Source organism: Amycolatopsis sp. La24 (assembly GCF_029087445.1).
GTDB classification, from domain to species: Bacteria; Actinomycetota; Actinomycetes; order Mycobacteriales; family Pseudonocardiaceae; genus Amycolatopsis; species Amycolatopsis nivea.
The window spans coordinates 95,835-116,764 of the sequence record NZ_JARACH010000008.1; the positions used below are offsets into that span (position 1 = coordinate 95,835).

The window sequence follows — 20,930 nt, forward strand, 5'->3', positions numbered from 1 at the left end:
CGCCGCTGTCATGCCTGACCAATGCCCATTCCGACGAAAGCCATGCCGCTACAGGCATGGGCGAGACATGTCCGGACAGCTATGGCAGCGGCGGCAAAGAGCATTGGCGAGGCATTCCGGACGTCCCTACGGTCAGCTTCATGGCTGCGGAACTCCACAACGTCGTCGGCGGGACCCGGGTCGCCGGGCGGCGCACCTTCGAGAAGATCGACCCGGTCGACGGGTCGCTGGTCGCGCACGTCCACGAGGCCGGTCCGGACGTGGTCGACGCGGCGGTCGCGGCTGCGCGCGCCGCGGCGGACGGGCCGTGGGGACGTGCCTCGGTCGCTGAGCGCACCGCCTTGCTGCGCCGGATCGCCGACCGGATCGAGGAGCGGTTCGAGGATTTCGTCGCCGCCGAGGTTCGCGACACCGGAAAACCGGAGCACCTGGCGCGCGACCTGGACGTGGCGCGGGCGGCGATGAACTTCCGTTCGTTCGCCGACACGATCGCGGCGGCCGGTCTCGATTCCTTTCTGACGGATCTGCCGAACGGCCGGAAGGCGCTGAACTACGCGGTGCCCAAGCCGCTGGGCGTGGTCGCGGTGATCGTGCCGTGGAACCTGCCGTTGCTGCTGCTGACCTGGAAGGTCGCGCCCGCGCTCGCGTGCGGCAACGCGGTGGTGGTCAAGCCGTCCGAAGAGACGCCGTCGACGGCGACCTTGCTCGCCGAGGTGATCGCGGAGGCGGGCGCGCCGGCCGGGGTGTATAACGTCGTGCACGGCTTCGGGCCGGACTCCGCCGGGGAGTACCTCACCGCTCACCGCGGCATCGACGGCGTCACGTTCACCGGCGAATCCCGGACCGGCTCGGCGATCATGCGCGCGGTCGCTCCGTCGGTCCGGCCGGTTTCCTTTGAACTGGGCGGAAAGAACGCCGCGGTGGTGTTCGCGGACTGCGATCTCGAGAAGACCCTCGACGGCCTCGCCCGGTCGGTTTTCCTGAACACCGGGCAGGTGTGCCTGTGCACGGAGCGGGTTTACGTCGAGCGGTCCGTCTTCGACGCGGTCGCGAACGGGCTCGCCGAGCGGGCGAAGGCGTTGCGCCTGGGCCGGCCGGGCGACCCGGACACCACGACCGGGCCGTTGATATCCCAGCAGCACCGGAAGAAAGTCCAGTCCTATTTGGACCTCGCGGTCGCCGAAGGCGCGACGGTGCTCACCGGCGGCGCGGTTCCGGAACTGGGGCCGGACCTGGCGGGCGGGTCGTGGATCGAACCGACGTTGTGGACCGGGCTCGACAACTCGGCGCGGGTCGTGCGGGAGGAGGTCTTCGGGCCGGTTGCGGCGCTGATCCCGTTCGACACCGAGGACGAAGCCGTCCGGCTCGCGAACGACACCGACTACGGGCTCGCCGCCGCCGTGTGGACGACGAACCTGGAGCGCGGCCACCGCGTCGCGCAGCAGATGCGGGTCGGGATGGCCTGGGTCAACACCTGGTACCTGCGCGACCTCCGGTCGCCGTTCGGCGGCATCGGGCTTTCCGGGATCGGCCGCGAGGGCGGCCTGCACTCAATGCACTTCTACACCCAGCCGACGAATGTGTGCGTGCAGCTATGACGATCGAGGACCATGCCGCGCGGCTTGACCGGGCGACCGCCACCGGGCAGGCGATCCCGCAGCTCACCAGCGCCGGGCCGATGAGCCTGGAAACCGCGTACGCCGTGCAGCACAAGGGGATCGCGCTGCGCGAGGGGCGCGGGGAGCGGCTGGCCGGGGTCAAACTGGGCTTCACGAGCAAGGCTAAGGCCGAGCAGATGGGCGTCTCGGACGTGATCATCGGCTCGCTGACCGACCGCATGCGGATCGAGGACGGCGGGACGTTCGACGTCGGGCGCGGGGTGCATCCGCGCGTCGAGCCCGAGGTCGCGTTCCGGCTCGGCCCGGACGCCGAGATCGTCGCCGTGGCGCCCGCGCTGGAAATCATCGACAGCCGGTACCGCGACTTCAAGTTCAGCCTGGCCGACGTCGTCGCCGACAACACCTCGGCGTCCGCGTTCGTGCTCGGCCAGTGGACCCAGCTCGACCGGGTGGATGCCCTGGCCGTGGACCTGCTGTTCGACGGCGAGGTCGTCGCCACCGGCTCGACCGCCGACATCCTCGGCGACCCGCTGCGGGCGCTCCCCGCCGCACAGCGGATGGCCGCCGCGTACGGGCATCGCCTGCTCGACGGGTCGGTGCTGCTGGCCGGTGCAGCGACGGCGGCGGTCGCGCTGCAGCCGGGGACGCACGTCGAGGCGCGGGTCGCCGGGCTGGGTTCGGTTTCCGTTCACACGATGGAGGGATGAGCGTGGCGCAAGCCCATGTCGTCGCCGGGAAGGCGACGCCGCGCGGGCGGTTCCCGCACGTGAAAGTGGTCGGGGACCTGGTGTTCGTCTCCGGCACCAGCAGCAGGCGGCCCGACAACACATTCGCCGGCGCGGAGGCCGACGAGTTCGGCGTGACCACGTTGGACATCCGGGCGCAGACGCGCGCGGTGATCGAGAACATCCGCGACATCCTGGCCGCGGCCGGCGCGGGGCTCGAGGACCTCGCGCAGCTGACCGTGTTCCTGGTCACCATGAACGATTTCGGCGGCTACAACGAGGTCTACGGCGAGTTCTTCGACGAGAACGGCCCGGCCCGGACCACCGTCGCGGTGCACCAGCTGCCGCATCCGCATCTGCTCATCGAGATCCAGGCGATCGCCCGGATCCCCGGCAAGGAGGAACGATGACCGCCATCCCGCCCGTGTTCGACTTCGCGAAGTGGATCAAAGAGCACGAGGACGAGCTGAAGCCGCCGGTCAACAACAAGCAGATGTGGGCCCCGATGGGCGATTTCATCGTGCAGGTCGTCGGCGGGCCGAACCAGCGCACCGACTTCCACCTCGACCCGTACGAGGAGTGGTTCTACCAGTACAAGGGCGACATGCACGTCAACCTGATGACCGACGACGGCCCGCAGCGCGTCGACATCCGCGAGGGCGAGATGTGGATGCTGCCGCGGAACGTGCACCACTCGCCGCAGCGTCCGCAGGAGGGCTCGATCGGGATCGTGATCGAGCGCATCCGGGAGGAGGGGACGCTCGAGAAGTTCGTGTGGTTCTGCCTGGAGTGCGACGCGAAGGTGCACGAGGTCGAGCTGCAGGTGCGGGACATCGTCGACGACCTGCCGCCGGTGTTCGAGCAGTTCTACGCGTCCGAGGAAGCCCGGACCTGCGGGGCGTGCGGCACGCTGCACCCGGGGAAGGGCTGAGCGTGCGCGCGATCGACGTCCACAGCCATTTCGTCCCGCACGGCTGGCCCGACCTCGGCGAGGGAATGCCGTGGCTGCGCGCGGAAACCGAACGCGAGGCCATGATCATGGTCGGTTCGGAGGAGTTCCGCCGGATCCGGTCCGACTGCTGGGACGCCTCGGTCCGGCTGCGCGACATGGACGCCGACGGCATCGAGGCGCAGGTCGTCTCGCCGACGCCGGTGTTCTTCGGCTACGACACCAGCCCGGGCCAGGGCGAGAAAATCGCCCGGGTGTTCAACGACCTGGCGCTGGAAATCTGCGCGCCCGCGCCGGACCGGCTGGTCCCGTTCTGCCAGGTTCCGTTGCAGGACACCGACGCCGCCTGCCGCGAACTGGACCGTGCCGTAGCGGCCGGGCACCGCGGCGTGGAGATCGGCAACCACGTCGGCGACCGAGACCTCGACGACGCGGGCGTGGTGACGTTCCTCCAGCACGCGGCTTCGCTCGGCGTCCCGGTTTTCGTGCACCCGTGGGACATGCCGGACGCGCCGCGGCTGGACCGCTGGATGGCGCGGTGGCTGACCGGAATGCCCGCGGAGACGCATCTGTCGATCATCGCGATGATCCTCGGCGGGGTGTTCGACCGGGTGCCGCCGAGCCTGCGCATTTGTTTCGCCCACGGCGGCGGATCGTTCGCGTTCTGGCTGGGGCGGCTGGAGAACGCTTGGCATCAGCGGGCGGACATTATCGCCACGTCGGAGAAGCCGCCGTCGGAGTATGTCGGACGGTTCAGTGTCGATTCGGTGGTGTTCACCGAGCCGGCGCTGCGGAACCTGGTCGACACGCTGGGGGCGGAGCAGGTGATGGTGGGGAGCGATTACCCGTACCCGCTGGGGGAGCGCCCGGCCGGCGGGGTGGTGCGCCGGGCGGAGTTCCTCGACGAGGCCTCGCGGGAGTTGCTGTTGCGGGGCAACGCGAAGCGGTTCCTGAGCTAGTTCAACCCGAGGTGGTCCCGCAGAGTAGGCCCGCTGTAGTCCTCCCGGAACACCCCCCGTTCCTGCAGCCGCGGCACCACCTGGTCGGCGAACTGGTCCAGTCCGCCCGGCGTGACGTGCGGGACCAGGATGAAGCCGTCCGACGCGTCGGCCTGGACGAGGTCGTTCATGGTCGACGCGACGGTCTCGGGGGAGCCGATGAAGTTCTGCCGTCCGGTGACCTCGATGATCAGTTCCCGGCTCGACAGGTGCTTCGCTTCCGCCAGCTGGCGCCATTCGTTGGCGGTCGCGACCGGGTCGCGGTGCATGCGGACGCTCGCGCGGCCCTTCGAGATCAGGTCGCCGACCACCGGGTCGAACGACGGCAGCGGGCCGTTCGGGTCGTGGCCGCTGAGGTCGGTGTTCCAGAGCTGTTCGAGGAACTTGATCGCGGTCTGGTCGCTGACCTGCTGCAACCGGACCTCGTGGGCGAGTTCGTGCGCTTCGGCGTCGGTGTCGCCCAGGACGAACGTCGCGGCGGGGAGGATGACCAGTTCGTGCGGGGCGCGGCCGTATTTCGCCAGGCGGCCCTTGACGTCCGAGTAGAACGCTTGGCCTGCTTCGAGGGTGCCGTGCCGGGTGAAGATGGCGTCGGCGGTCGCGGCGGCGAATTCGCGGCCTTCTTCGGAGTCTCCGGCTTGGATGGTCACTGGGCGGCCTTGTGGGCTGCGCGGGACCGGGAAGCGGCCGGAGATGTCGAAATGGGCGTCGTGGTGGGCGAAGTCGCCGCCGTCGGCCAGGAAGCGGCCGGATTCCTTGTCCGCGAGGAGTTCGCCGCCGCGCCAGGAGTCGAAGAGTTCCCACGCCGTGCGCAGGAAGGTTTCGGCGCGCGAGTAGCGCTGGTCTTGCGGCAGGAAGCCGCCGCGGCGGAAGTTTTCGCCGGTGAAAGCGTCCCAGGACGTCACGACGTTCCACGCGGCCCGGCCGGCGGAAAGGTGGTCCAGGGAGGCGAACTGGCGGGCCACCTCGAACGGTTCGTTGAAGGTGGAGTTGATGGTGCCGGCCAGGCCGAGCCGGTCGGTGACGGCGGCGAGCGCGGACAGCACGGCGAAGGTGTCCGGGCGGCCGACGACATCGAGGTCGTAGATTTCGCCGTTCTGTTCCCGCAGGCGCAGGCCTTCGGCGAGGAAGAAGAAGTCGAACTTCGCGCGTTCGGCGGTCTGGGCCAGCTTGACGAACGAGCTGAACTCGATGTGGCTGCCCGCTTCGGGATCGCTCCACACGGTGGTGTTGTTGACCCCGGGGAAGTGCGCGGCGAGGTGGATTTGCTTGGCAGTCATGGAAATCTCCCGGGACTCAGGCGGCGTAGCGGTTGGCCGGGCGCGGCAGGCCGAGCAGCCCGCGCAGGGTCGAGGCCTCGTATCCGGAGCGGAACGCGCCCCGGTCGCGCAGTTCGGGGACCAGCGCGCGGGTGATGGCGGTCAGGTCGTGCGGCAGCGCGCCGGGGCGGAGCCGGAAACCGGTCAGGCCGGCGGCGTGCCAGTCGAGCAGGAGGTCGGCCAGCTGGGCCGGGGTGCCGGTGAAGACATGCGCGTCCGAGCTGAACTCGGCACGGTCGTCCAGGCGGGCTTTGCGCTCGGCCGCGGCCTGCGAGGTTTCGTCGAGGAAGACCACGAGGTCGGCGAAAACCTGAAGGGGCGCACCGATTTCGTCGATGATCGACGCGGCGTGCGCGCGGTCGTCCGGGGTCACGTACACGACGTCGGCCTGCCGGGCGGCGAGGCGATAAGCGTCGGGACCGTGCGCGAGTGCGGCGACGATCGGCTGGCCCTGCGGCGGGCGCGGCGTGATGGACGGGCCTTTGACGGAGAACCAGCGGCCCTCGAAGTCGATGTAATGCAGTTTGTCGCGGTCGATGAACCGGCCGGTGGCGACGTCGCGGATTTCGGCGTCGTCCTCCCAGCTGTCCCACAGCCGGCGCAGCACCTCGACGTAATCGGCGGCTTCCTCGAACAGTTCGGGCACTTCGGGCGGCGTGCGGCGGCCGAAGTGCCGGAACTCCTCCGGACTCCCGGACACCTGCACGCGGACCCCGGCGCGGCCGGTGCTCACGTAGTCGAGCGTCGCGATCGCCTTCGACAGGTGGAACGGCTCCGTGTGGGTGACGACGGCGGTCGGGATCAGGCCGATATGCGACGTCAGCGGCGCGATCCGCGAGGCGAGCAACACGGCGTCCAGGCGGGTTTGCGCGCGGTCGGCGCGGGCCGTCGGCTCGGCGGGATCGCGCAGGGAGAGGAAGTCCTCGAAGGTGACGAAGTCCAGGTGCGCGGCTTCGGCTTCCTGGACCAGTTCGGTCCAGTATGCGGCGGTGAGCAGGTCGGCCGGGCGGGCGTCCGCTTCGCGCCACGCGGCCGGGTGCCAGCCCGCGCCTTCCAGCGCGACGGCGAGCCGTGGTCCGGTAAGCCCTGTCATGCTGCGTCCTTTCCCCGTGGATGCCAGCAGTGTGGCTCGGGAGCCGGGGCGGACGCGACGGCAACCAGTTTCTGGGACAGGCGGCCGGAGCGGGAATAAACCGGTTGCTCGCTATCACGCCGACGCGGTTTGCTGGACGCCGATGAATCGGATGCACGCGGATGAAGCGGAAATCGACGACGACCTGGTCCGACGCCTCGTCGCGGCCCAATTCCCGCAGTGGGCCGGGCTGGCGGTCTCGCGGGTCGCCTCGTCGGGGACGGAAAACGCGATGTTCCGGCTCGGCGACGAACTCGTCGCCCGGCTGCCGCGGCTGGAACGCGGGGCCGCCGAGATCGGCCACGAACAGCGCTGGCTGCGGTGGCTGGCGCCGCGGCTGCCGGTCGCGGTGCCGGAAGTGCTCGCCGAAGGACGGCCGGGCGAGGGCTTCGAGTGGGACTGGTCGGTGCTGCGCTGGCTGCCCGGCGTCAACCCGGATTTCGGCGACGCACAGGTGGCGCGGGACTTGGGCGCGTTCGTGAAAGCGTTGCGCGGCCTCGATACTTCGGGAGCACCGGAGGTCAGCCGGGGCCGTCCGCTGCGCACGCGGGACGCGCCGACCCGGGAGGCGATCGCGCAACTCGGCGGCGATCCGGCATATGTCGCGGCGTGGGAGAAGGCACTCGCGGCACCGGAGTGGGCCGAGGCGCCGGTGTGGCTGCACGCGGACCTGTCGCCAGGAAATGTGCTGGTCGACGACGGCGGGCTGAGCGCGGTGCTGGACTTCGCGGGGGTCGGGATCGGCGATCCCGCGGTGGACCTGATCCCGGGGTGGAACACGTTCGCCGCGGCTGAGCGGGAGGTGTTCCGCGAGGCGGTGGAGGCAGACGACGCGACGTGGGAGCGCGGGCGGGGCTGGGCGTTGTCGATCGCGCTGATCCAGCTGCCGTATTACCGGGAGACGAATCCGGTGCTGGCGGCGAATGCGCGGCGCACGATCGAGGCCGTGGTGTCGGACGGTTAGTCGAGGTCGATCCGGATCGTCAGCAGGTCGGTTCCGAATGCCTGGACCGCCGTGCTGTTCCAGCGTGGCAACGACTTCAGCCGCGCGCGGGCGTCGTCGTCCGGGAGCAAGTGGGCGACTCCGCGCAGCCAGCGGCCGTGCAGTCGCAGCCGGACGCGCGGGTTGGCCTGGATGTTGCGCACGTACTGCGATCGTTCGCCGAACTCCGACACCAGCCAGAATTCCTGACCCACGCGGCGGCCGCCGATCGGGGTCTGGCGAGGGAGACCCGAGCCGCGGCCCGTCGTTTCGAGCAGCGTTTGGCCGGGGAGCCGCGACAGGACCGGGTTGCCGAGCCGGCGCTGGAACGTCGTGACGATCCGGTGCTGGAGGTCGCCAGGCCGAACTCGACCGGCGGCGGCGCGCAGCCGGGCGGGGATGACCCGTTCGTGGATCGGCACGGCCAGGGCCCACAGTTGGCGCGCCGGGAACCGGTTGTAGGTGACTTCCGTGGTCCAGTACACCCGGTCCGCGTCGAGGTGGACGATGTTGCGGGTGGTCATCAGCGGCGAGGGCGCTTCGAGCACGACCCGGTCCGGCGTTGCCGAAGCGATGGTCCAGCCGAGTACCCGGTCGGGCGACAGACGAGTGGTCAGGCCGAGGCCGAGCCACCCGGTGCGCAGGAAGGCCCGCAGCGGCGGGGGAGCGCCTTCCCAGACCGCCCGGGCCCACGCCAGGGCGTCGCGATGGTCTCCGGCGGGACGCGAAATGTCCACTGTGGACCTGAAATCCGGCACTCCGTCACGCTAGCATTTACCACCGTCAGGACGCCGGTTTCCAGCCCAGCTCCGGACCCAGCCGGGTGGCCAAGTCGGTGAGAATCTGCACGTAATCCTCGTGTTCGAAGGTGAACGGCAGCGCGAAGGCGACCTCGTCGATCTCCCGGAAGGCGGCGTGCCGGTAGAGCTGTTCGGCAATCTGGGCGAACGTGCCGACGTAATCGCGCGAGAACAGCAGACCGCCCGGACCCTGCGGAGTTTTCGTGCGCGGCAGGCGTTTTGCCGCATAATCCTCGTACTTCGCGCGCTGCTCGGACGTGGCGCTGTCGGTCGGAATCACGACCAGGCCTTGCGAAACCCGAGCCCGCGCGCCGTCCGGATGGTGCGACCGGAACGCGCGTACGTGCGAGAGCTGGATCTGCTCGAAGTCCGTCGAGCCCTCCTCGGCGCGGACGACGCTGCTGGTCAGGTAGTTCATCCCGGCTTGTCCGGTCCAGATCGCCGACCGGGTGCTCGCGCCGCCGTACCACAGGCGGCTGGCGAGGCCGGGCGAATGCGGCTGCACACGCTCGGAGAACGTCTCGATGCCTTCGACGCCGCTGAACGTCGAAGCGGGCTCGCCGCGGACCAGCGACAACAGCCGCGACACCCGGTCGTAGCCGAAGTCTTCGCGGTCGCCGGTGTCCGGGTACAGCGCGCCCCGGACGTCCTCGTAATGCATCGGCGGGCTGACGCTCACGCCCGGGTTGAGGCGTCCGCCGGACAGGACGTCGACGGTCGCCAGGTCTTCGGCCAATCGCAGCGGGTTTTCCCAGCCGAGCGGGATGACCGCGGTGCCCAGTTCGATCCGGCTGGTGCGCTGGGTGGCGGCGGCGAGCACCGCGACCGGCGACGAGATGCCGTACTGCAGGTGCCGGTGGCGGACCCAGGCGCTGTCGAACCCGAGCTGCTCGCCGAGTTCGAGCACGCGCAGCGTGGATTCGTGGCCGGGCCGCGGGTCGTCGCCGTCGAACAGGCCGATCGTCAGGAAACCCAGTTTGCGCAGCGGGTGCGTTTCGCTCGGCACGGCGGATCTTTCCTGTGGGCTAAGCCGGAATAACCGCGGACCGGACCAGGTTGTTCCGGCTCGCTGACACTGAACACTGGGGAGTACGCACGATGCGCGCTTTGTCCATCACCCGCTACGGCGGTCCCGAAGTCCTCGAAGAGATCGAGGTGCCCGAGCCCGTTCCGGGGCCGGGCGAAGTGACCATCACGGTCTCGCACGCGTCCGTGGGGCTGATCGACGCGCTGATCCGCCGCGGGACGCTCGCGGAGTACGACTACGCGCCGAAGCCGCCGCTGGTGCCGGGGCTCGAGGTCGCGGGCACGATTCGCGCGGCCGGACCGGGGAGCGGCTTCTCGGTCGGGGACGAGGTCGTCACGCTCACGCTGCCCGGAATGGGCGGATACGCAGACGTCAAGCTCGCGCCCGCCGCGCTCGTCGTGCCGCTGGCGGGCACCGGCGTGGAGCGCGCGCAGGCGGTGGCCGGTCTGGCGAACACCGTGACGGCCTACCTGTCGCTCACCGAGGCAGTGCGGTTGCCGAAGGACGCGCAGGTGCTCGTGCACGGCGCGCTCGGCGGCCTCGCCTCGGTATACCCCGAGGTGGCGCGGCTGCTCGGCGCTCGCGAGGTGGTCGGCACGGTCCGGCGGCCCGAGCAGGTCGAGGCGGCGAAACAACTCGGTTTCGACCGGGTCGTGCTGTCCGGGGAGCTCGGCGAGCTGAGCGACGAGCGGTTCGAGATCATCGTCGACCCAGTGGGCGGCGACCTGCGGATCGCCTCGCTGGACCTGCTGGCGCCGATGGGCCGGATGCTGGTCGTCGGCAGCGCGGGCAGCGAGACCGCGCCGCTGGTGGACTCGAACGCCGTGTGGGGCAAGAACATCGGCGTGGTCGGCTTCAACGTGGGCGGTTTCCTGGCCGCCGACCCCGCGCCCGCTCGCCCCGCCGCGGACGCGGTGCTGCCGCTGTACACCGACGGCCGGATCCGGCTGCCGGTCACCGTCCTGCCGATGGCGGAGGCGCGCGAGGCACACCGGCGGATGGACACGGGCGAGGCTGTGGGGCGGCTGGTGCTCGCCAACCCCCACTGACCGCGTCTTGACGGTCGTGAAGGGACCCCTGAGGGAATCAGATTCCTTCAGGGGGTCCCTCACGGACCGCAATCTCGGGCGCGCAGCCGGTGCGGGCAGCGGCGCTCCTGACGTCACGCGGTCACCTGCTCCCCGCCGGGGATCGCGGCCAGCAGGTCGCGGGTGTACTGCTCGCGCGGCCGCCGGAGGACGTCGTCGGCCGGGCCGGATTCGAGCAGTTTGCCCCGGCGCATGACTCCGATCTGGTCGGCGATTTCGCGCACCACGGCCAGGTCGTGGGTGATGGACAGGGATGTCGGGCGGCTGGTGCTCGCCAACTGACGTCACGCGCGCACCTGCTCCCCGCCGGGAATCGCGGCCAGCAGGTCGCGGGTGTACTGCTCGCGCGGCCGCAGCAGGACGTCGTCGGCCGGGCCGGCTTCGAGCAGCTTGCCCTGGCGCATCACCCCGACCTGGTCGGCGATCTCCCGCACCACGGCCAGGTCGTGGGTGATGAACAGGTACGTCAGCCCCAATCCATCCTGCAGTTCCACCAGCAGGTTCAGGATCTGCGCCTGCACCGAAACGTCCAAAGCGGACACCGGCTCGTCCAGCACGACGAGATCCGGTCGCAGCGCCAGCGCACGGGCGATCGCCGCGCGCTGGCGCTGGCCGCCGGACAGTTCGGCTGGTTTCCGGCGCAGCACTGACGACGGCAGCGCGACCTGGTCCGCCAGTTCGGCGACCCGTTCCGCCCGGCCGTCGACTCGGAACGCGCGCAGCGGTTCGCCGATCACGTCGGCGATGGAAAAGCGCGGGTTCAGCGAGGCGTACGGGTTCTGGTAGACGAGCTGAAACCGGCGGCGCAGCCTGCGCAGTTCGGCGGGGGACAGCCGGGTGACGTCCTGGCCGTCGAAGCTGATCGTGCCCGCGGTCGGGGTTTCCAGGCCGACCGCGATGCGGGCGGTCGTCGTCTTGCCGGAGCCGGATTCGCCGACCAGCGCCAGCGTCCGGCCGCGCGTGAGCTGGAACGACACGTCGTCCACGGCTTGCACGGAACCGGCGCGCGAAGCGAAGGTCTTCGAGACCGACTCCACGGACAGCAGGACTTCCGGGCCTTCGGCGCGGCGGGGCCGGAGGGGTTCGCGGCTTAGGCTCGGGGCGGAGGCGAGAAGCCGTTGCGTGTAGTCCTGCGTCGGCGCGGCGAGGAGTTCGCGGGCCGGTCCTTCCTCGACCAGGCGTCCCTCGGACAGCACGGCGATCCGTCCGGCCCGGTCGGCGGCGACGCCCAGGTCGTGCGTGATCAGCAGGATCGCGGTGCCGTCGTCGGCGGCCAGTTCCGCCAGATGGTCGAGGATTTCCTTCTGCACGGTCACGTCCAGCGCACTGGTCGGCTCGTCGGCGATGATCAGCCGCGGTTTGCCTGCCAAAGCGATGGCGATCAGCACCCGTTGCCGGAGCCCGCCGGACAGCTCGTGCGGATACTGCCGCGCGCGAAGCTCCGGCCGGTCGACTCCGGCCCGGCGCAGCAGGTCCACTGCGCGGGCGGCGGCCTCGTTCCGCGCGGCCAGGCGGTGGATGAGCAGCACCTCGGCCACCTGTTCGCCGATCCGCCGGACCGGGTTGAGCGACACCGTCGGATCCTGCGGCACCAGCGCGATCCCAGTGCCGCGCACCTGCCGCCAGTCCTTTTCGGACAGTGTGGTCAGGTCGCGTCCGTCGAAGGCGATCCGGCCCCTGCGGACCAGGCCGCCGCGCGGGAGCAGCCCGATCGCGGCGTGTGCGGTGGTGCTCTTCCCGGACCCGGATTCGCCGACCACCGCGACGATCTCGCCCGCTCCGACCCGCAGGCTCACGTCGCGCACGGCGGGCACCACGCCGCCCGAGGTGCGGTACGAGACCGCCAGTTCGCTGATCTCCAGCACTTGTCAGCTCCGTTCGCCGTCGAGAGCCCGGGACACGCGGTTCGCCGCCAGCACGACGGCCGCGACGGTCAAGCCCGGGAACGTGGTCATCCACCAAGCGGTGGCGAGGAAATTGCGGCCGCCTGCCACGAGCGCGCCCCATTCCGGCGTCGGCGGGCTCGCGCCGAACCCGAGAAAACTGAGCGCGGACACTTCGAGCACCGCGGTCCCGACCGTCACCGTGGCCAGCACCAGCACCGGCCCCAGCGCGTTGGGCAGCACGTGCCGCCCGAGCACCCCGGCCCAGCGCACCCCGGACGCCCGGGCCGCCTCGACGAACACGCCGGAACGCACCCGCAGCACCTCGGCGCGCATCAGCCGGGCGAACGCGGCGAGGTTCGCGACGCCGACCGCGATCGCGACGTTCGTGGTGCCGAACCCGAGCGCGGTCACCAGCGCCAGCGACAGCAGGATCGCCGGAACCGCCTGGAGGACGTCGACGATCCGCATCACGACCGCGTCGAGCCACCCGCCGCGGAACCCGGCGAGCAGCCCCAGCGCGGACCCGGCGGCGAACGCGACGAGGACTGCGAGCACAGTCGCGCGCAGGGAAAGCCCGGCTCCGTGGACGACGCGGGCGAACACGTCGCGGCCGGTTTCGTCGGTGCCGAAGAGGTGGCTGAGCGACGGGCCTTGGAGCCGTTCGGAGGGGACGCCGGTGATGGGATCCTGGCCGGTGAACAGGGTCGGCGCGAAGGCCGCGATCAGCACCGCGGCGAGCACGAGCCCGGACAGCAGCAGACCGGGTCGGCGGACGAGGAACCGTTGGGACAGCACGGCTTCAGACACGCGCGGGCACCTCCTTGCGCACGGAGACCCGCGGATCCAGCAACGGGTACACGAGATCGACGACCAGGTTGAGCACCACGAAGAAGAACGCGGCGAGCACGATCACCGCCTGTACCACCGGCACGTCCTGCGCGGTCACCGCCGACGCCGTGACGCGGCCGAGCCCGTCGCGCGAGAACACGGTTTCGGTCACCACCGAACCGGCCAGGAGATTGCCCGCGACCACGCCCACCAGGGTGAGCGCGGGCAGTCCGGCGTTGCGCAGCGCGTGTCCGAAGTGGACTCGACGGCGGCTCGCGCCCTTTGCCCGCACCACTTCGATATACGGCTCGGCGAGCTGCGTTTGCAGGCTCTTCGCCAGCACCTGCGCGATGATCGCCCCGGTCGGCAGCGCGAGCGTGACCGCCGGGAGGACGAGCGACGCGAAACCGGTCGACCCGAGTGCCGGGAACAACCGCAGCTGGAACGAGAACAGCTGGATCAGCAGCAGCCCGACCCAGAACGTCGGCAGCGAGGTGCCCAGCGGCGGCAGGGAAAGCAGCAGCTGGCTCACCCAGCGGGTGCGGGTGAAGGTGCCGAGCACGGCGATGCCGCCGCCGAAGACGATCGCGAGCACCAGCGCCAAGCCGGAGACGGCGAGCGTCGGCGGCAACGCGGCGAGGACCTGGTGGGTGGCGTCGTCGCCGGTGGCGATCGAGGTGCCGAAGTCGCCGTGCAGAGCGGCGAGGAGGTGCTTGCCGTACTGCACGAGGACCGGGTCGTCCAGCCCGTACTCGGCGCGCAGGGCGGCGATCTGCTCCGGCGACGCGCTGGGTCCGCCCTCGGCCGAGCCGAGTTTGGTGAGCACCGCGTCGCCGGGCAGCAGGTACAGGATGACGAACGACAGCGTGAACGCCGCCCACAGCACCACTACGGCCTGCAGAACGCGGCGAAGCAGCGGGAACCCTTTCACGAGCCCGAAACCCAGGCGTCGAACAGCTGCAGCCGCGAGGAAGCCTCGAAGCCCACGTCATGCGCGGTCGGTCCGACGCCGAGCACCTGCGTCAGCTCGAACACCGGGATCGAGTAGGCCTGCTCCACGATGGTCCGCTGCGCCTTTTCCGCTGCTGGCTTGCGCTTCGCGGGATCGACGGTGGCGGACTGTTCGGTCAGCGACGCGTCGAGCGGGTTGTCGGCGGGCAGCTTGCTGCGGTTGTTCGTCTTCGTGGAGAACTGCTGGCGCAGGATGTCCGGGTCGGCGCGGGTGACGTTGTACCAGAGGAAATCGTAGTCGCCGGCCTGCTGCAGGCGGGTGACCTCGGCGTTGGTGTGCAGCTCGATCTTGAGGTCGAAGCCGATCTTGCGCAGCTGCTGCTGGATCAGCTCCAGCACGCTCTGGTTCTGGTTGAACACCGGCGAGAACAGCACCGACGCGCCGAGCCGCTGCCCGTTCTTGGTCCGGATCCCGTCCGGACCGGGGAGCCAGCCGTCGGACTGCAGCAACGCCTGCGCGCCCGCCGGGTCGTAGGCGAGTTCTTTGGACAGATCCGTGTACAGCGGCGTCGCGGAGCCGAGGATGCTCGTGGCGGGCTTGTAGTTCGGGGTGAGCACGGTGCTGGTGACTTCGGGCCGGTTCACGCCCTTCGACACCGCCTGGCGCACCTTCTGGTCGGCGAGGACGCCGCGGGTCACGTTCGCGTGCAGGTTGAACACGATGCCCGGGTTCGGCCGGACTGGTTCGGCGAACCCGTTGCCGGAGAACTGCGGTTCGTCCACCGGCTGGACGTCGGTGATCGCGTCGAGCTGGCCGGACGTCAGGCTGCCCGACCGCACGCCCGGCTCCGGCACCACGCGGAAGTCGATCTTGTCGACGTACGCCTCGCCCTGGTGCCGCCACAACGGCGAACCCCAGTGGTAGCCGGTGCGCTTGCTGAGCACGATGTTCTGGTTCGGCTTGAGGCTGGTGAACACGAACGGACCGGAGCCGATCAGTCCGGTGCCCTGGCAGCGCTGCTCGGCGGTGTGCCGGAACGCCGCGGGCGCGAGCACGCCGAGCGACATCGTCGAGCTGGCCTGCAGGAACTGTGCGCTGGGCTGGGTGAAATCGAGCCGGACCGTCGCCGGGTCGAGCACCGTCGCGCCGCGGTAGGAGGCGAGGTAGCTGGACCCGAGCAGAGCCTTCGCGCCGAGCGCCTTGATGCCGTCGAAGCTGGTCTTCACCGCGGCGGCGTCCACGGGGGAGCCGTCGGAGAAGGTCGCGCCGGGGCGGAGGTGGAAGGTGAAGCTCGTGGAATCGGGGCTGACCGTCCAGCGGTCGGCGAGCCAGGGCGTGATCGCGCCGGTTTTCGGGTCCTGGTCGGTGAGCGAATCGACCAGCTGACGGCCGACGTTCACCGAGGCGTTGGTGCTGACCTGCTGCGGGTCGATGCAGTCCGGATTGGACGAGATGCCCAGCCGGAGCGTGCCGCCCGGGCGCGGGGGACCGGCGTCCTGCGAGCCGGCCCCGCCCGCCGTGCCGCACGCGGCGAGCAGCAGCGGAAGGGCCAGCACGAAGGCGGAACGGGACCGCGCGCGGGCGGCACGGCCGGGTCGGGGCGGGGTGTGGCGGGGCACGGAATTCCTCCAGCGGGGACGGAACGGATGCGTCCAGCTCACCCGTTCGCGGCGGTGCGCTGAAGCCTGTCCCAGCAGGTGAGCCGGTGTCCCGCGATCCGGCCGGGCGCGCCGGTTCCGGTTGACGGACAAGGAAAGGCGTGGCCCGCGCCCGCGTGATAACCGGAGGGGTTTTGTTCGGCGAGAAGGTCCGGGGAACGGGAGCATCCGGCGGTGTGCTGCGGAAAACCGGTTGCGGCGCGGGGGAGACTGGCGGACATGGCGGGGCGGGGTGGGAGCGGGCCGGCTTGGGTCCGGCTGCAAGCGGTGGCGGTGTCGGGTTCGACCTGTGAAGGGCTTTTGCTCGCGGCACTGCCCTTGCTGGCCGTCTCGATCACCACCGACCCGCGTGCGGTGTCGCTGGTGAACGTCGCCGGACAGGCGCCGTGGCTGCTGCTTTCGCTGTTCGCCGGGGTGGTGATCGACCGGGTCCGGCGGACGGCCGTGCTCGCTTCCGCGTACGCGGTGCAGATCGTCGCCGCGCTCACCTTGGCGCTGCTCGGTTCCACCGGTTCGCTGAGCCTGCCCGCGCTGCTGGTGGTGGCGTTCGTGCTCACGACGGCGCAGGTGTTCGGCGACGGGGCGGCGGGCTCGGTGGTCCCCGAGGTCGTCACGCCGGATCAGCTCAACATGGCCAATTCCCGGCTGCAGGTGATCGACCGCGGCATGGTCCAGTTCGTGGTGCCTCCGGCGACCGGGTTGCTGATCGGCATCAGCGCGGGGCTGCCCGCGTGGCTGGCGGCCGTCGCTGCCCTGGTCGCGTTGCTGCTCGCGCGCGGGATCCCGTCGGCGAAACCGGTGCGGACGCCCGCGCATCCGCTGAAGGACCTCACGGCCGGGCTGCGCTATCTAGTCGGCACGCCGTTGCTGCGCTCGATCACCATCACGGTCGCGCTCGGGTCGTTCGCTGCAGCGGCGGGCAACTCGATGCTCGTCCTGTACGCCACGCAGGAACTGCATCTCGCGCCGTTCGGGTACGGCGTGCTGCTGGCCTGCCTGGCGGTCGGCTGGGTGGCGTCGTCGTTCTTCGTGGACCGGTTCGTGCGCCGGTTCGGCTACTCGACGGCGATGCGGATCGCGCAGGTGTGCGCGGTGCTGAGCCAGCTCCTGATCGCGATCGTGCCGCCGTGGCCGGTGCTGGTCGGCGCGGTGCTGATCTTCCTGACCTCGACGACGTTGATCTGGAACGTGTGCTCGCAGTCCAGCAGGCAGCGGTTCACGCCGTCGGAGCTGCTCGGGCGCGTGCTGACCAGCCACCGGGCGCTCGCCTGGGGCCTGACGCCGCTGGGCGCGCTCGCGGGCGGGTTCGTGGCCGTGCACTGGAGCTTGCGCGGGGTGTGGGTGATGGCGGCGGCGGTCCAGCTGCTCGGCACGACGCTCGTGTGGCGGCAGCTGACCCCTGCGGCGTTCCGGGACGCAGAGGCCGCGATGGCGCGCTGAGTCAGGCGCGCTTAGGCAGCTTCCAGCCGGGGCGCGGGAAGTGGCAGGTGTAGCCGTTGGGGTAGTGCTGCAGGTAGTCCTGGTGCTCCGGTTCGGCTTCCCAGAAGTCCCCGGCGGGGGTCACCTCGGTGACTACCTTGCCGGGCCAGAGTCCGGAGGCGTCGACGTCGGCGATGGTGTCTTCGGCGATCTGCTTCTGCTCGTCGGTGGTGTAGAAGATGGCGGAGCGGTAGCTGGCGCCGATGTCGTTGCCCTGGCGGTTCTTGGTGCTGGGGTCGTGGACCTGGAAGAAGAACTCGAGCAGGGCGCGGAAGTCGGTCTGGTCCGGGTCGTAGGTGACCTCGATGGTTTCCGCGTGCGTGCCGTGGTTGCGGTAGGTCGCGTTCGGCACGTCGCCGCCGCTGTAGCCGACGCGGGTCGCGGTCACGCCGGGCTGGTGGCGGAACAGCTCCTCCATGCCCCAGAAACACCCGCCGGCCAGAATCGCCTTCTCCGTGGCCATTTCGCCTCCTCCGTGCTCGAACCGCTTCCGCCGCCATGCTAGTCGCCAGGCAGGAGCCCGAGGACGAGGGCGAGCGGCGGCCACGCGTCGCGCCCGTGGCGGGTGCAGGCGAAGGCCCGCAGCCGGACGTCCGGCCCGGTCAGCGCCACGACGGCGACGTCGGGCCGGGTCGGCCAGGACTCGGGCAGCAGGCCGACCCCGCCGCCCGCGGCGATCAGGTCCTGGACGAGGTCGAGGTTGTCCGCGCGGTGGGTGAACCGCGGCGCGAACCCGGCCATCGACGCCAGCGTCCCGACGACCGTCTCGTCCGCGCCGTTGCGGGAGTTGCCGATCCAGTCGCGGTCGCGGAACGCGGCGAAGACCTCCAGGGTTCCGTTGCCCCGCAGCCGTTTCGCGTCCGCGCGCGGCACCGCGAGACCCCACGGCGCCGTCCACAGCGGACGGACGGCGAGCGACGGATCGGCGGGTGCCGGCGCGAGGTTGTAGTCGTAGGTGAGGGCGAGGTCGACGTCGTCGGTCCGGAGCTGAGCGAGCGCTTCGGCGGGCTCGTGTTCGCTGATCACGACGCGGACCCGCGGATGCCGTTGCGCGAGGAGATCCGCGACCGGGAGCACCGCGTGCCGCACGCCGGTCCCGAACCCCGCGACCCGCACGGTCCCGGCGGGTTCGGCTTCCGGATCGAGGTCCACCCGGGCGGCCTCGACCGCGCCCAGGATGGTCACGGCGTGCTCGGCGAGCCGTCGCCCGGCCGGAGTGAGCCGCACGCGGCGGCCGTCCGGTTCGAGCAGTGCGACGCCGGTTTCCTTGGCCAGCACCGAGATCTGCTGGGAGACGGTCGACGTTGTGGTTTCGAGCACGTCCGCGACCGCGCGCATCGAGCCGAGCCGCGACAACTCGAGAAGGAACTGCAGCCTGCGGGTGTCCATCGCCCGATTGTCCAGGATATCCGGACGGTACGTCCAGGATTGGCACGTGGACACGAACGGTCCGGATGGGTTCTCCTGGACAGCGTGCTTCCCTCCACTCCCCGGACCGGTGTCGTCCTCGCCGTCGGCGCCATGCTGTCCGTCCAGCTCGGACTGGCGGTTTCGGTCAGCCTCGCGAACCAGATCGGGCCGACCGGCGTCGCGTGGCTGCGGCTCGCGTGGGCCGGCGTGCTGCTCCTCGTGCTCGTGCGGCCGCGGCCGTCGGCGTTCCGCCGTCCGGTGCTGCTGACGTGCGTGGTGCTCGGGTTCGCGACCGCTGGGATGACGATCCTGTTCATGGTCGCCGCGACCCGGTTGCCGCTGGGCACGGCGAGCGCGCTGGAGTTTCTCGGCCCGCTCACCGTCGCGATCGTGCGCGGCCGCGGCGGAACCCGGGTGTGGCCGGTGCTGGCGGCGGCCGGAGTGGTGCTGCTGACCCAGCCGTGGCAGGGCGGCACCGACCTGATCGGCGTGGGCTGCGCGCTCGCGGCGGCGGTGTGCTGGGGCGCGTACATCGTGCTGACGCAACGGGTCGGCGACGAGGTGTCGGGCCTGCGCGGGCTGGCGGTGTCGATGCCGGTGGCTGGTCTGGTCGCCACTGTCGTGCACGCTCCGGCGGTGGTCGGCGACTTGACGTGGCCGCTGGTGCTCGCCGGGCTCGGGCTCGCGGTGCTCGTGCCGGTGGTGCCGTTCAGCCTGGAGATGATGGCGCTGCGCCGATTGACGGCCTCGGCGTTCGGGACGCTGATGAGCCTGGAACCGGCGATCGCCCTCGTGCTCGGCTTGATCGTGCTGCACCAGGTGCCGAACGTCGCCGCCGCGGCCGGGATCGCGTTCGTGGTGGCCGCGGGCATCGGCGCGGAACGGACCGGGGCGCGGGAACCGGTGAAGACCGCGGTCTAGGGCGGGTCCGAGAACCTCCGGGCCAAGGGCGAAGCCCCGCGCTGTCCGGCGGAGAATCGCGTGGTCCCCGAGGGGTTTTCGGGCCTATTCTTGGCCGATGCGACTGGGCGGGGGGCGGGGCTGTGCGGGGGACGTCGCGGTGGTGGCTCGTTGCTGCGGTGCTGGGCGTGCTGGTGTTCGCGGTCTTCACCGCCGGGACAGCCTGGTCGCTGCTGTACCCCCGCTACGTGCTGGAAGACGGTGAGCTGGCGGCCGACTTCGCCGTTCTCGCCGGGTCGTTGTCCTTGGCGGTGTTCGGCGTCTTCCGTGCCGGCCGGCCGGACCGCCGGGTCTCGGCGCGGGCGGACAGGCGGTGGCTGCCGCCGCGCGGCAAGCACGACGGGCAGGCGGCGATCGACCTGGACGCCGAGATCCCGCGGCTGCGGGGCACCGGCGTCAGGGCGTGGGGGTTCGCGGGGTGCTGGTTCGTCGTTCTCGTCGGATGCGTCGTGGGAATGGTCCGCATGGAGGCGTCGGCGGAGACCCTGCTGGCCACGGGAGCCCGGACCGCGGGGAAGGTGCTGAGCGTCGACGACCCCGTGAGCGGGCGCGGGGCTTCGTCGATGCGGGTGCGCTACGCGGCAGGCGGCACGAGCTGGACTGCCGAGATCGTGCGGAACTCCGGCCGGAGCTACTCGCCGGGCGAAAGCGTGACGGTGGTCTACGACCCGGCGGACCCCGACGACGTGCGGACCACCGAGGAGCAAAACGACAACCAGGCTCTCGTCGGGTTTTCTGTGGTGCCGGGGATTCTGGCTGTGGTCTGCTTGCCTTTCGCGCTGGTGGCGGCCGTGCGGTGGCGCCGGCGGCACCGGGAAGTGCGCCGTACCGGTTGGCGCGCGGCGGAGGTGACGGTCGTGCCCGACCCCGCGCGCAGGTCCCGGCGCGGACCGGTCGTCCTGGTGCGGTACCGCGACGGCTCCGGAATCCGCTTGCGCCAAGCCATGTCGACTCACGGGTGTGGCCTCGTGCGGGAGGCGCCGGCCTGGGTGGGCGGAACGGGACGGGACATGGTCGTGCTGTTCCCGCACGGCCGGTGGAGGCAACGGCCGAACGCCATGCCCGCCGTCGCCGAGTCCGAGCGAGTCCGGCGCTGGTCCGACCTGGTGCGGTGATCC

General features: G+C 70.9%; 21 protein-coding genes. 10 read left to right on the forward strand and 11 right to left on the reverse strand.

Annotated features, from left to right (window positions below; genetic code table 11):
* Positions 1-140: 140 nt before the first annotated feature.
* From PUT80_RS11740 to PUT80_RS11760, 5 genes are read left to right on the forward strand one after another with little or no spacing between them, the layout of a single operon-like run.
* On the forward strand, positions 141-1,598 hold the full coding sequence (locus tag PUT80_RS11740) for a 2-hydroxymuconic semialdehyde dehydrogenase (protein WP_275291925.1): 1,458 nt from the start codon (positions 141-143) through the stop codon (positions 1,596-1,598).
* Positions 1,595-2,326: a fumarylacetoacetate hydrolase family protein gene (locus PUT80_RS11745; protein ID WP_275291926.1), complete on the forward strand. Its 732-nt coding sequence runs from the start codon at positions 1,595-1,597 to the stop codon at positions 2,324-2,326. Before PUT80_RS11740 ends, PUT80_RS11745 begins: the two co-directional genes overlap by 4 nt.
* Positions 2,323-2,754, forward strand: a complete 432-nt coding sequence (locus tag PUT80_RS11750) for a RidA family protein (protein ID WP_134733941.1) — start codon at positions 2,323-2,325, stop codon at positions 2,752-2,754. Before PUT80_RS11745 ends, PUT80_RS11750 begins: the two co-directional genes overlap by 4 nt.
* Positions 2,751-3,275 (forward strand): 3-hydroxyanthranilate 3,4-dioxygenase, encoded by a 525-nt coding sequence (locus PUT80_RS11755; protein WP_037814362.1) that lies wholly within the window; start codon positions 2,751-2,753, stop codon positions 3,273-3,275. Before PUT80_RS11750 ends, PUT80_RS11755 begins: the two co-directional genes overlap by 4 nt.
* A gap of 2 nt (positions 3,276-3,277) precedes the next feature.
* Positions 3,278-4,252 (forward strand): amidohydrolase family protein, encoded by a 975-nt coding sequence (locus PUT80_RS11760; RefSeq protein WP_275291927.1) that lies wholly within the window; start codon positions 3,278-3,280, stop codon positions 4,250-4,252.
* On the opposite strand, the gene PUT80_RS11765 is transcribed toward PUT80_RS11760, so the two are convergent.
* Both PUT80_RS11765 and PUT80_RS11770 read right to left on the reverse strand, forming a co-directional pair.
* Positions 4,249-5,571, reverse strand: coding sequence for an NtaA/DmoA family FMN-dependent monooxygenase (locus PUT80_RS11765; protein WP_275291928.1), 1,323 nt, complete (start codon positions 5,569-5,571; stop codon positions 4,249-4,251). The two genes, PUT80_RS11760 and PUT80_RS11765, sit on opposite strands and share 4 nt — an antisense overlap.
* Positions 5,572-5,587: 16 nt before the next feature.
* Complete coding sequence (locus tag PUT80_RS11770) at positions 5,588-6,703, reverse strand: LLM class flavin-dependent oxidoreductase (RefSeq protein ID WP_275291929.1); 1,116 nt, start codon at positions 6,701-6,703, stop codon at positions 5,588-5,590.
* Positions 6,704-6,854: 151 nt separating this feature from the next.
* On the opposite strand from PUT80_RS11770, the gene PUT80_RS11775 reads away from it, so the two are divergent.
* Entirely contained in the window at positions 6,855-7,706 is an 852-nt protein-coding gene (locus PUT80_RS11775) for an aminoglycoside phosphotransferase family protein (protein WP_343076878.1), read from the forward strand.
* Here the strand turns inward: PUT80_RS11775 and PUT80_RS11780 are convergent.
* Positions 7,703-8,482 carry a nitroreductase/quinone reductase family protein gene (locus PUT80_RS11780; protein WP_275291931.1) on the reverse strand — a complete coding sequence of 260 codons (780 nt, stop codon included), beginning with the start codon at positions 8,480-8,482 and terminating at the stop codon, positions 7,703-7,705. The genes PUT80_RS11775 and PUT80_RS11780 overlap by 4 nt on opposite strands.
* 25 nt (positions 8,483-8,507) lie before the next feature.
* A complete protein-coding gene (locus PUT80_RS11785; RefSeq protein WP_275291932.1) occupies positions 8,508-9,530 on the reverse strand; it encodes an LLM class flavin-dependent oxidoreductase in 1,023 nt (340 codons plus the stop codon).
* A 92-nt stretch (positions 9,531-9,622) separates the two neighbouring features.
* On the opposite strand from PUT80_RS11785, the gene PUT80_RS11790 reads away from it, so the two are divergent.
* A complete protein-coding gene (locus tag PUT80_RS11790; RefSeq protein ID WP_275291933.1) occupies positions 9,623-10,600 on the forward strand; it encodes a zinc-binding dehydrogenase in 978 nt (325 codons plus the stop codon).
* A gap of 113 nt (positions 10,601-10,713) precedes the next feature.
* Here PUT80_RS11790 and PUT80_RS11795 read toward each other — a convergent pair whose 3' ends face one another.
* The 5 genes from PUT80_RS11795 to PUT80_RS11815 are packed head-to-tail and all read right to left on the reverse strand — an operon-like array spanning position 10,714 to position 15,858.
* On the reverse strand, positions 10,714-10,917 hold the full coding sequence (locus PUT80_RS11795) for a hypothetical protein (protein ID WP_275291934.1): 204 nt from the start codon (positions 10,915-10,917) through the stop codon (positions 10,714-10,716).
* A gap of 6 nt (positions 10,918-10,923) precedes the next feature.
* The gene (locus tag PUT80_RS11800; protein WP_275291935.1) at positions 10,924-12,504 is read right to left on the reverse strand and encodes an ABC transporter ATP-binding protein; all 1,581 of its coding nucleotides are present in this window, start codon (positions 12,502-12,504) and stop codon (positions 10,924-10,926) included.
* A gap of 3 nt (positions 12,505-12,507) precedes the next feature.
* Positions 12,508-13,332 carry an ABC transporter permease gene (locus PUT80_RS11805; RefSeq protein ID WP_037814350.1) on the reverse strand — a complete coding sequence of 275 codons (825 nt, stop codon included), beginning with the start codon at positions 13,330-13,332 and terminating at the stop codon, positions 12,508-12,510.
* Positions 13,325-14,284, reverse strand: coding sequence for an ABC transporter permease (locus PUT80_RS11810; protein ID WP_275291936.1), 960 nt, complete (start codon positions 14,282-14,284; stop codon positions 13,325-13,327). Before PUT80_RS11810 ends, PUT80_RS11805 begins: the two co-directional genes overlap by 8 nt.
* Complete coding sequence (locus PUT80_RS11815) at positions 14,281-15,858, reverse strand: ABC transporter substrate-binding protein (RefSeq protein ID WP_275291970.1); 1,578 nt, start codon at positions 15,856-15,858, stop codon at positions 14,281-14,283. Before PUT80_RS11815 ends, PUT80_RS11810 begins: the two co-directional genes overlap by 4 nt.
* 324 nt (positions 15,859-16,182) lie before the next feature.
* On the opposite strand from PUT80_RS11815, the gene PUT80_RS11820 reads away from it, so the two are divergent.
* The gene (locus PUT80_RS11820; protein ID WP_275291937.1) at positions 16,183-17,403 is read left to right on the forward strand and encodes an MFS transporter; all 1,221 of its coding nucleotides are present in this window, start codon (positions 16,183-16,185) and stop codon (positions 17,401-17,403) included.
* 1 nt (position 17,404) lies between these two features.
* Here PUT80_RS11820 and msrA read toward each other — a convergent pair whose 3' ends face one another.
* Positions 17,405-17,905 carry a peptide-methionine (S)-S-oxide reductase MsrA gene (gene msrA / locus PUT80_RS11825; RefSeq protein WP_037814345.1) on the reverse strand — a complete coding sequence of 167 codons (501 nt, stop codon included), beginning with the start codon at positions 17,903-17,905 and terminating at the stop codon, positions 17,405-17,407.
* Positions 17,906-17,943: 38 nt separating this feature from the next.
* Positions 17,944-18,831, reverse strand: a complete 888-nt coding sequence (locus PUT80_RS11830) for a LysR substrate-binding domain-containing protein (protein WP_275291938.1) — start codon at positions 18,829-18,831, stop codon at positions 17,944-17,946.
* Positions 18,832-18,915: 84 nt separating this feature from the next.
* Between PUT80_RS11830 and PUT80_RS11835 the strand changes: the two genes are divergently transcribed.
* Together PUT80_RS11835 and PUT80_RS11840 are read left to right on the forward strand one after the other, a co-directional pair.
* Complete coding sequence (locus PUT80_RS11835) at positions 18,916-19,773, forward strand: EamA family transporter (protein ID WP_275291939.1); 858 nt, start codon at positions 18,916-18,918, stop codon at positions 19,771-19,773.
* Between the two features lie 122 nt (positions 19,774-19,895).
* On the forward strand, positions 19,896-20,927 hold the full coding sequence (locus PUT80_RS11840; RefSeq protein WP_275291940.1) for a DUF3592 domain-containing protein: 1,032 nt from the start codon (positions 19,896-19,898) through the stop codon (positions 20,925-20,927).
* The last annotated feature ends 3 nt before the right edge of the window (positions 20,928-20,930 follow it).

What these genes read in the sequence shown, in the direction of transcription:
- PUT80_RS11740 (WP_275291925.1), top strand. Translation starts at nt 141, where the DNA reads ATGGCTGCGGAACTCCACAACGTCGTCGGCGGGACCCGGGTCGCCGGG.
- PUT80_RS11745 (WP_275291926.1), top strand. Translation starts at nt 1,595, where the DNA reads ATGACGATCGAGGACCATGCCGCGCGGCTTGACCGGGCGACCGCCACC.
- PUT80_RS11750 (WP_134733941.1), top strand. Translation starts at nt 2,323, where the DNA reads ATGAGCGTGGCGCAAGCCCATGTCGTCGCCGGGAAGGCGACGCCGCGC.
- PUT80_RS11755 (WP_037814362.1), top strand. Translation starts at nt 2,751, where the DNA reads ATGACCGCCATCCCGCCCGTGTTCGACTTCGCGAAGTGGATCAAAGAG.
- PUT80_RS11765 (WP_275291928.1), bottom strand. Translation starts at nt 5,571, where the DNA reads ATGACTGCCAAGCAAATCCACCTCGCCGCGCACTTCCCCGGGGTCAAC.
- PUT80_RS11770 (WP_275291929.1), bottom strand. Translation starts at nt 6,703, where the DNA reads ATGACAGGGCTTACCGGACCACGGCTCGCCGTCGCGCTGGAAGGCGCG.
- PUT80_RS11775 (WP_343076878.1), top strand. Translation starts at nt 6,855, where the DNA reads ATGCACGCGGATGAAGCGGAAATCGACGACGACCTGGTCCGACGCCTC.
- PUT80_RS11790 (WP_275291933.1), top strand. Translation starts at nt 9,623, where the DNA reads ATGCGCGCTTTGTCCATCACCCGCTACGGCGGTCCCGAAGTCCTCGAA.
- PUT80_RS11820 (WP_275291937.1), top strand. Translation starts at nt 16,183, where the DNA reads ATGGCGGGGCGGGGTGGGAGCGGGCCGGCTTGGGTCCGGCTGCAAGCG.
- msrA (WP_037814345.1), bottom strand. Translation starts at nt 17,905, where the DNA reads ATGGCCACGGAGAAGGCGATTCTGGCCGGCGGGTGTTTCTGGGGCATG.
- PUT80_RS11830 (WP_275291938.1), bottom strand. Translation starts at nt 18,831, where the DNA reads ATGGACACCCGCAGGCTGCAGTTCCTTCTCGAGTTGTCGCGGCTCGGC.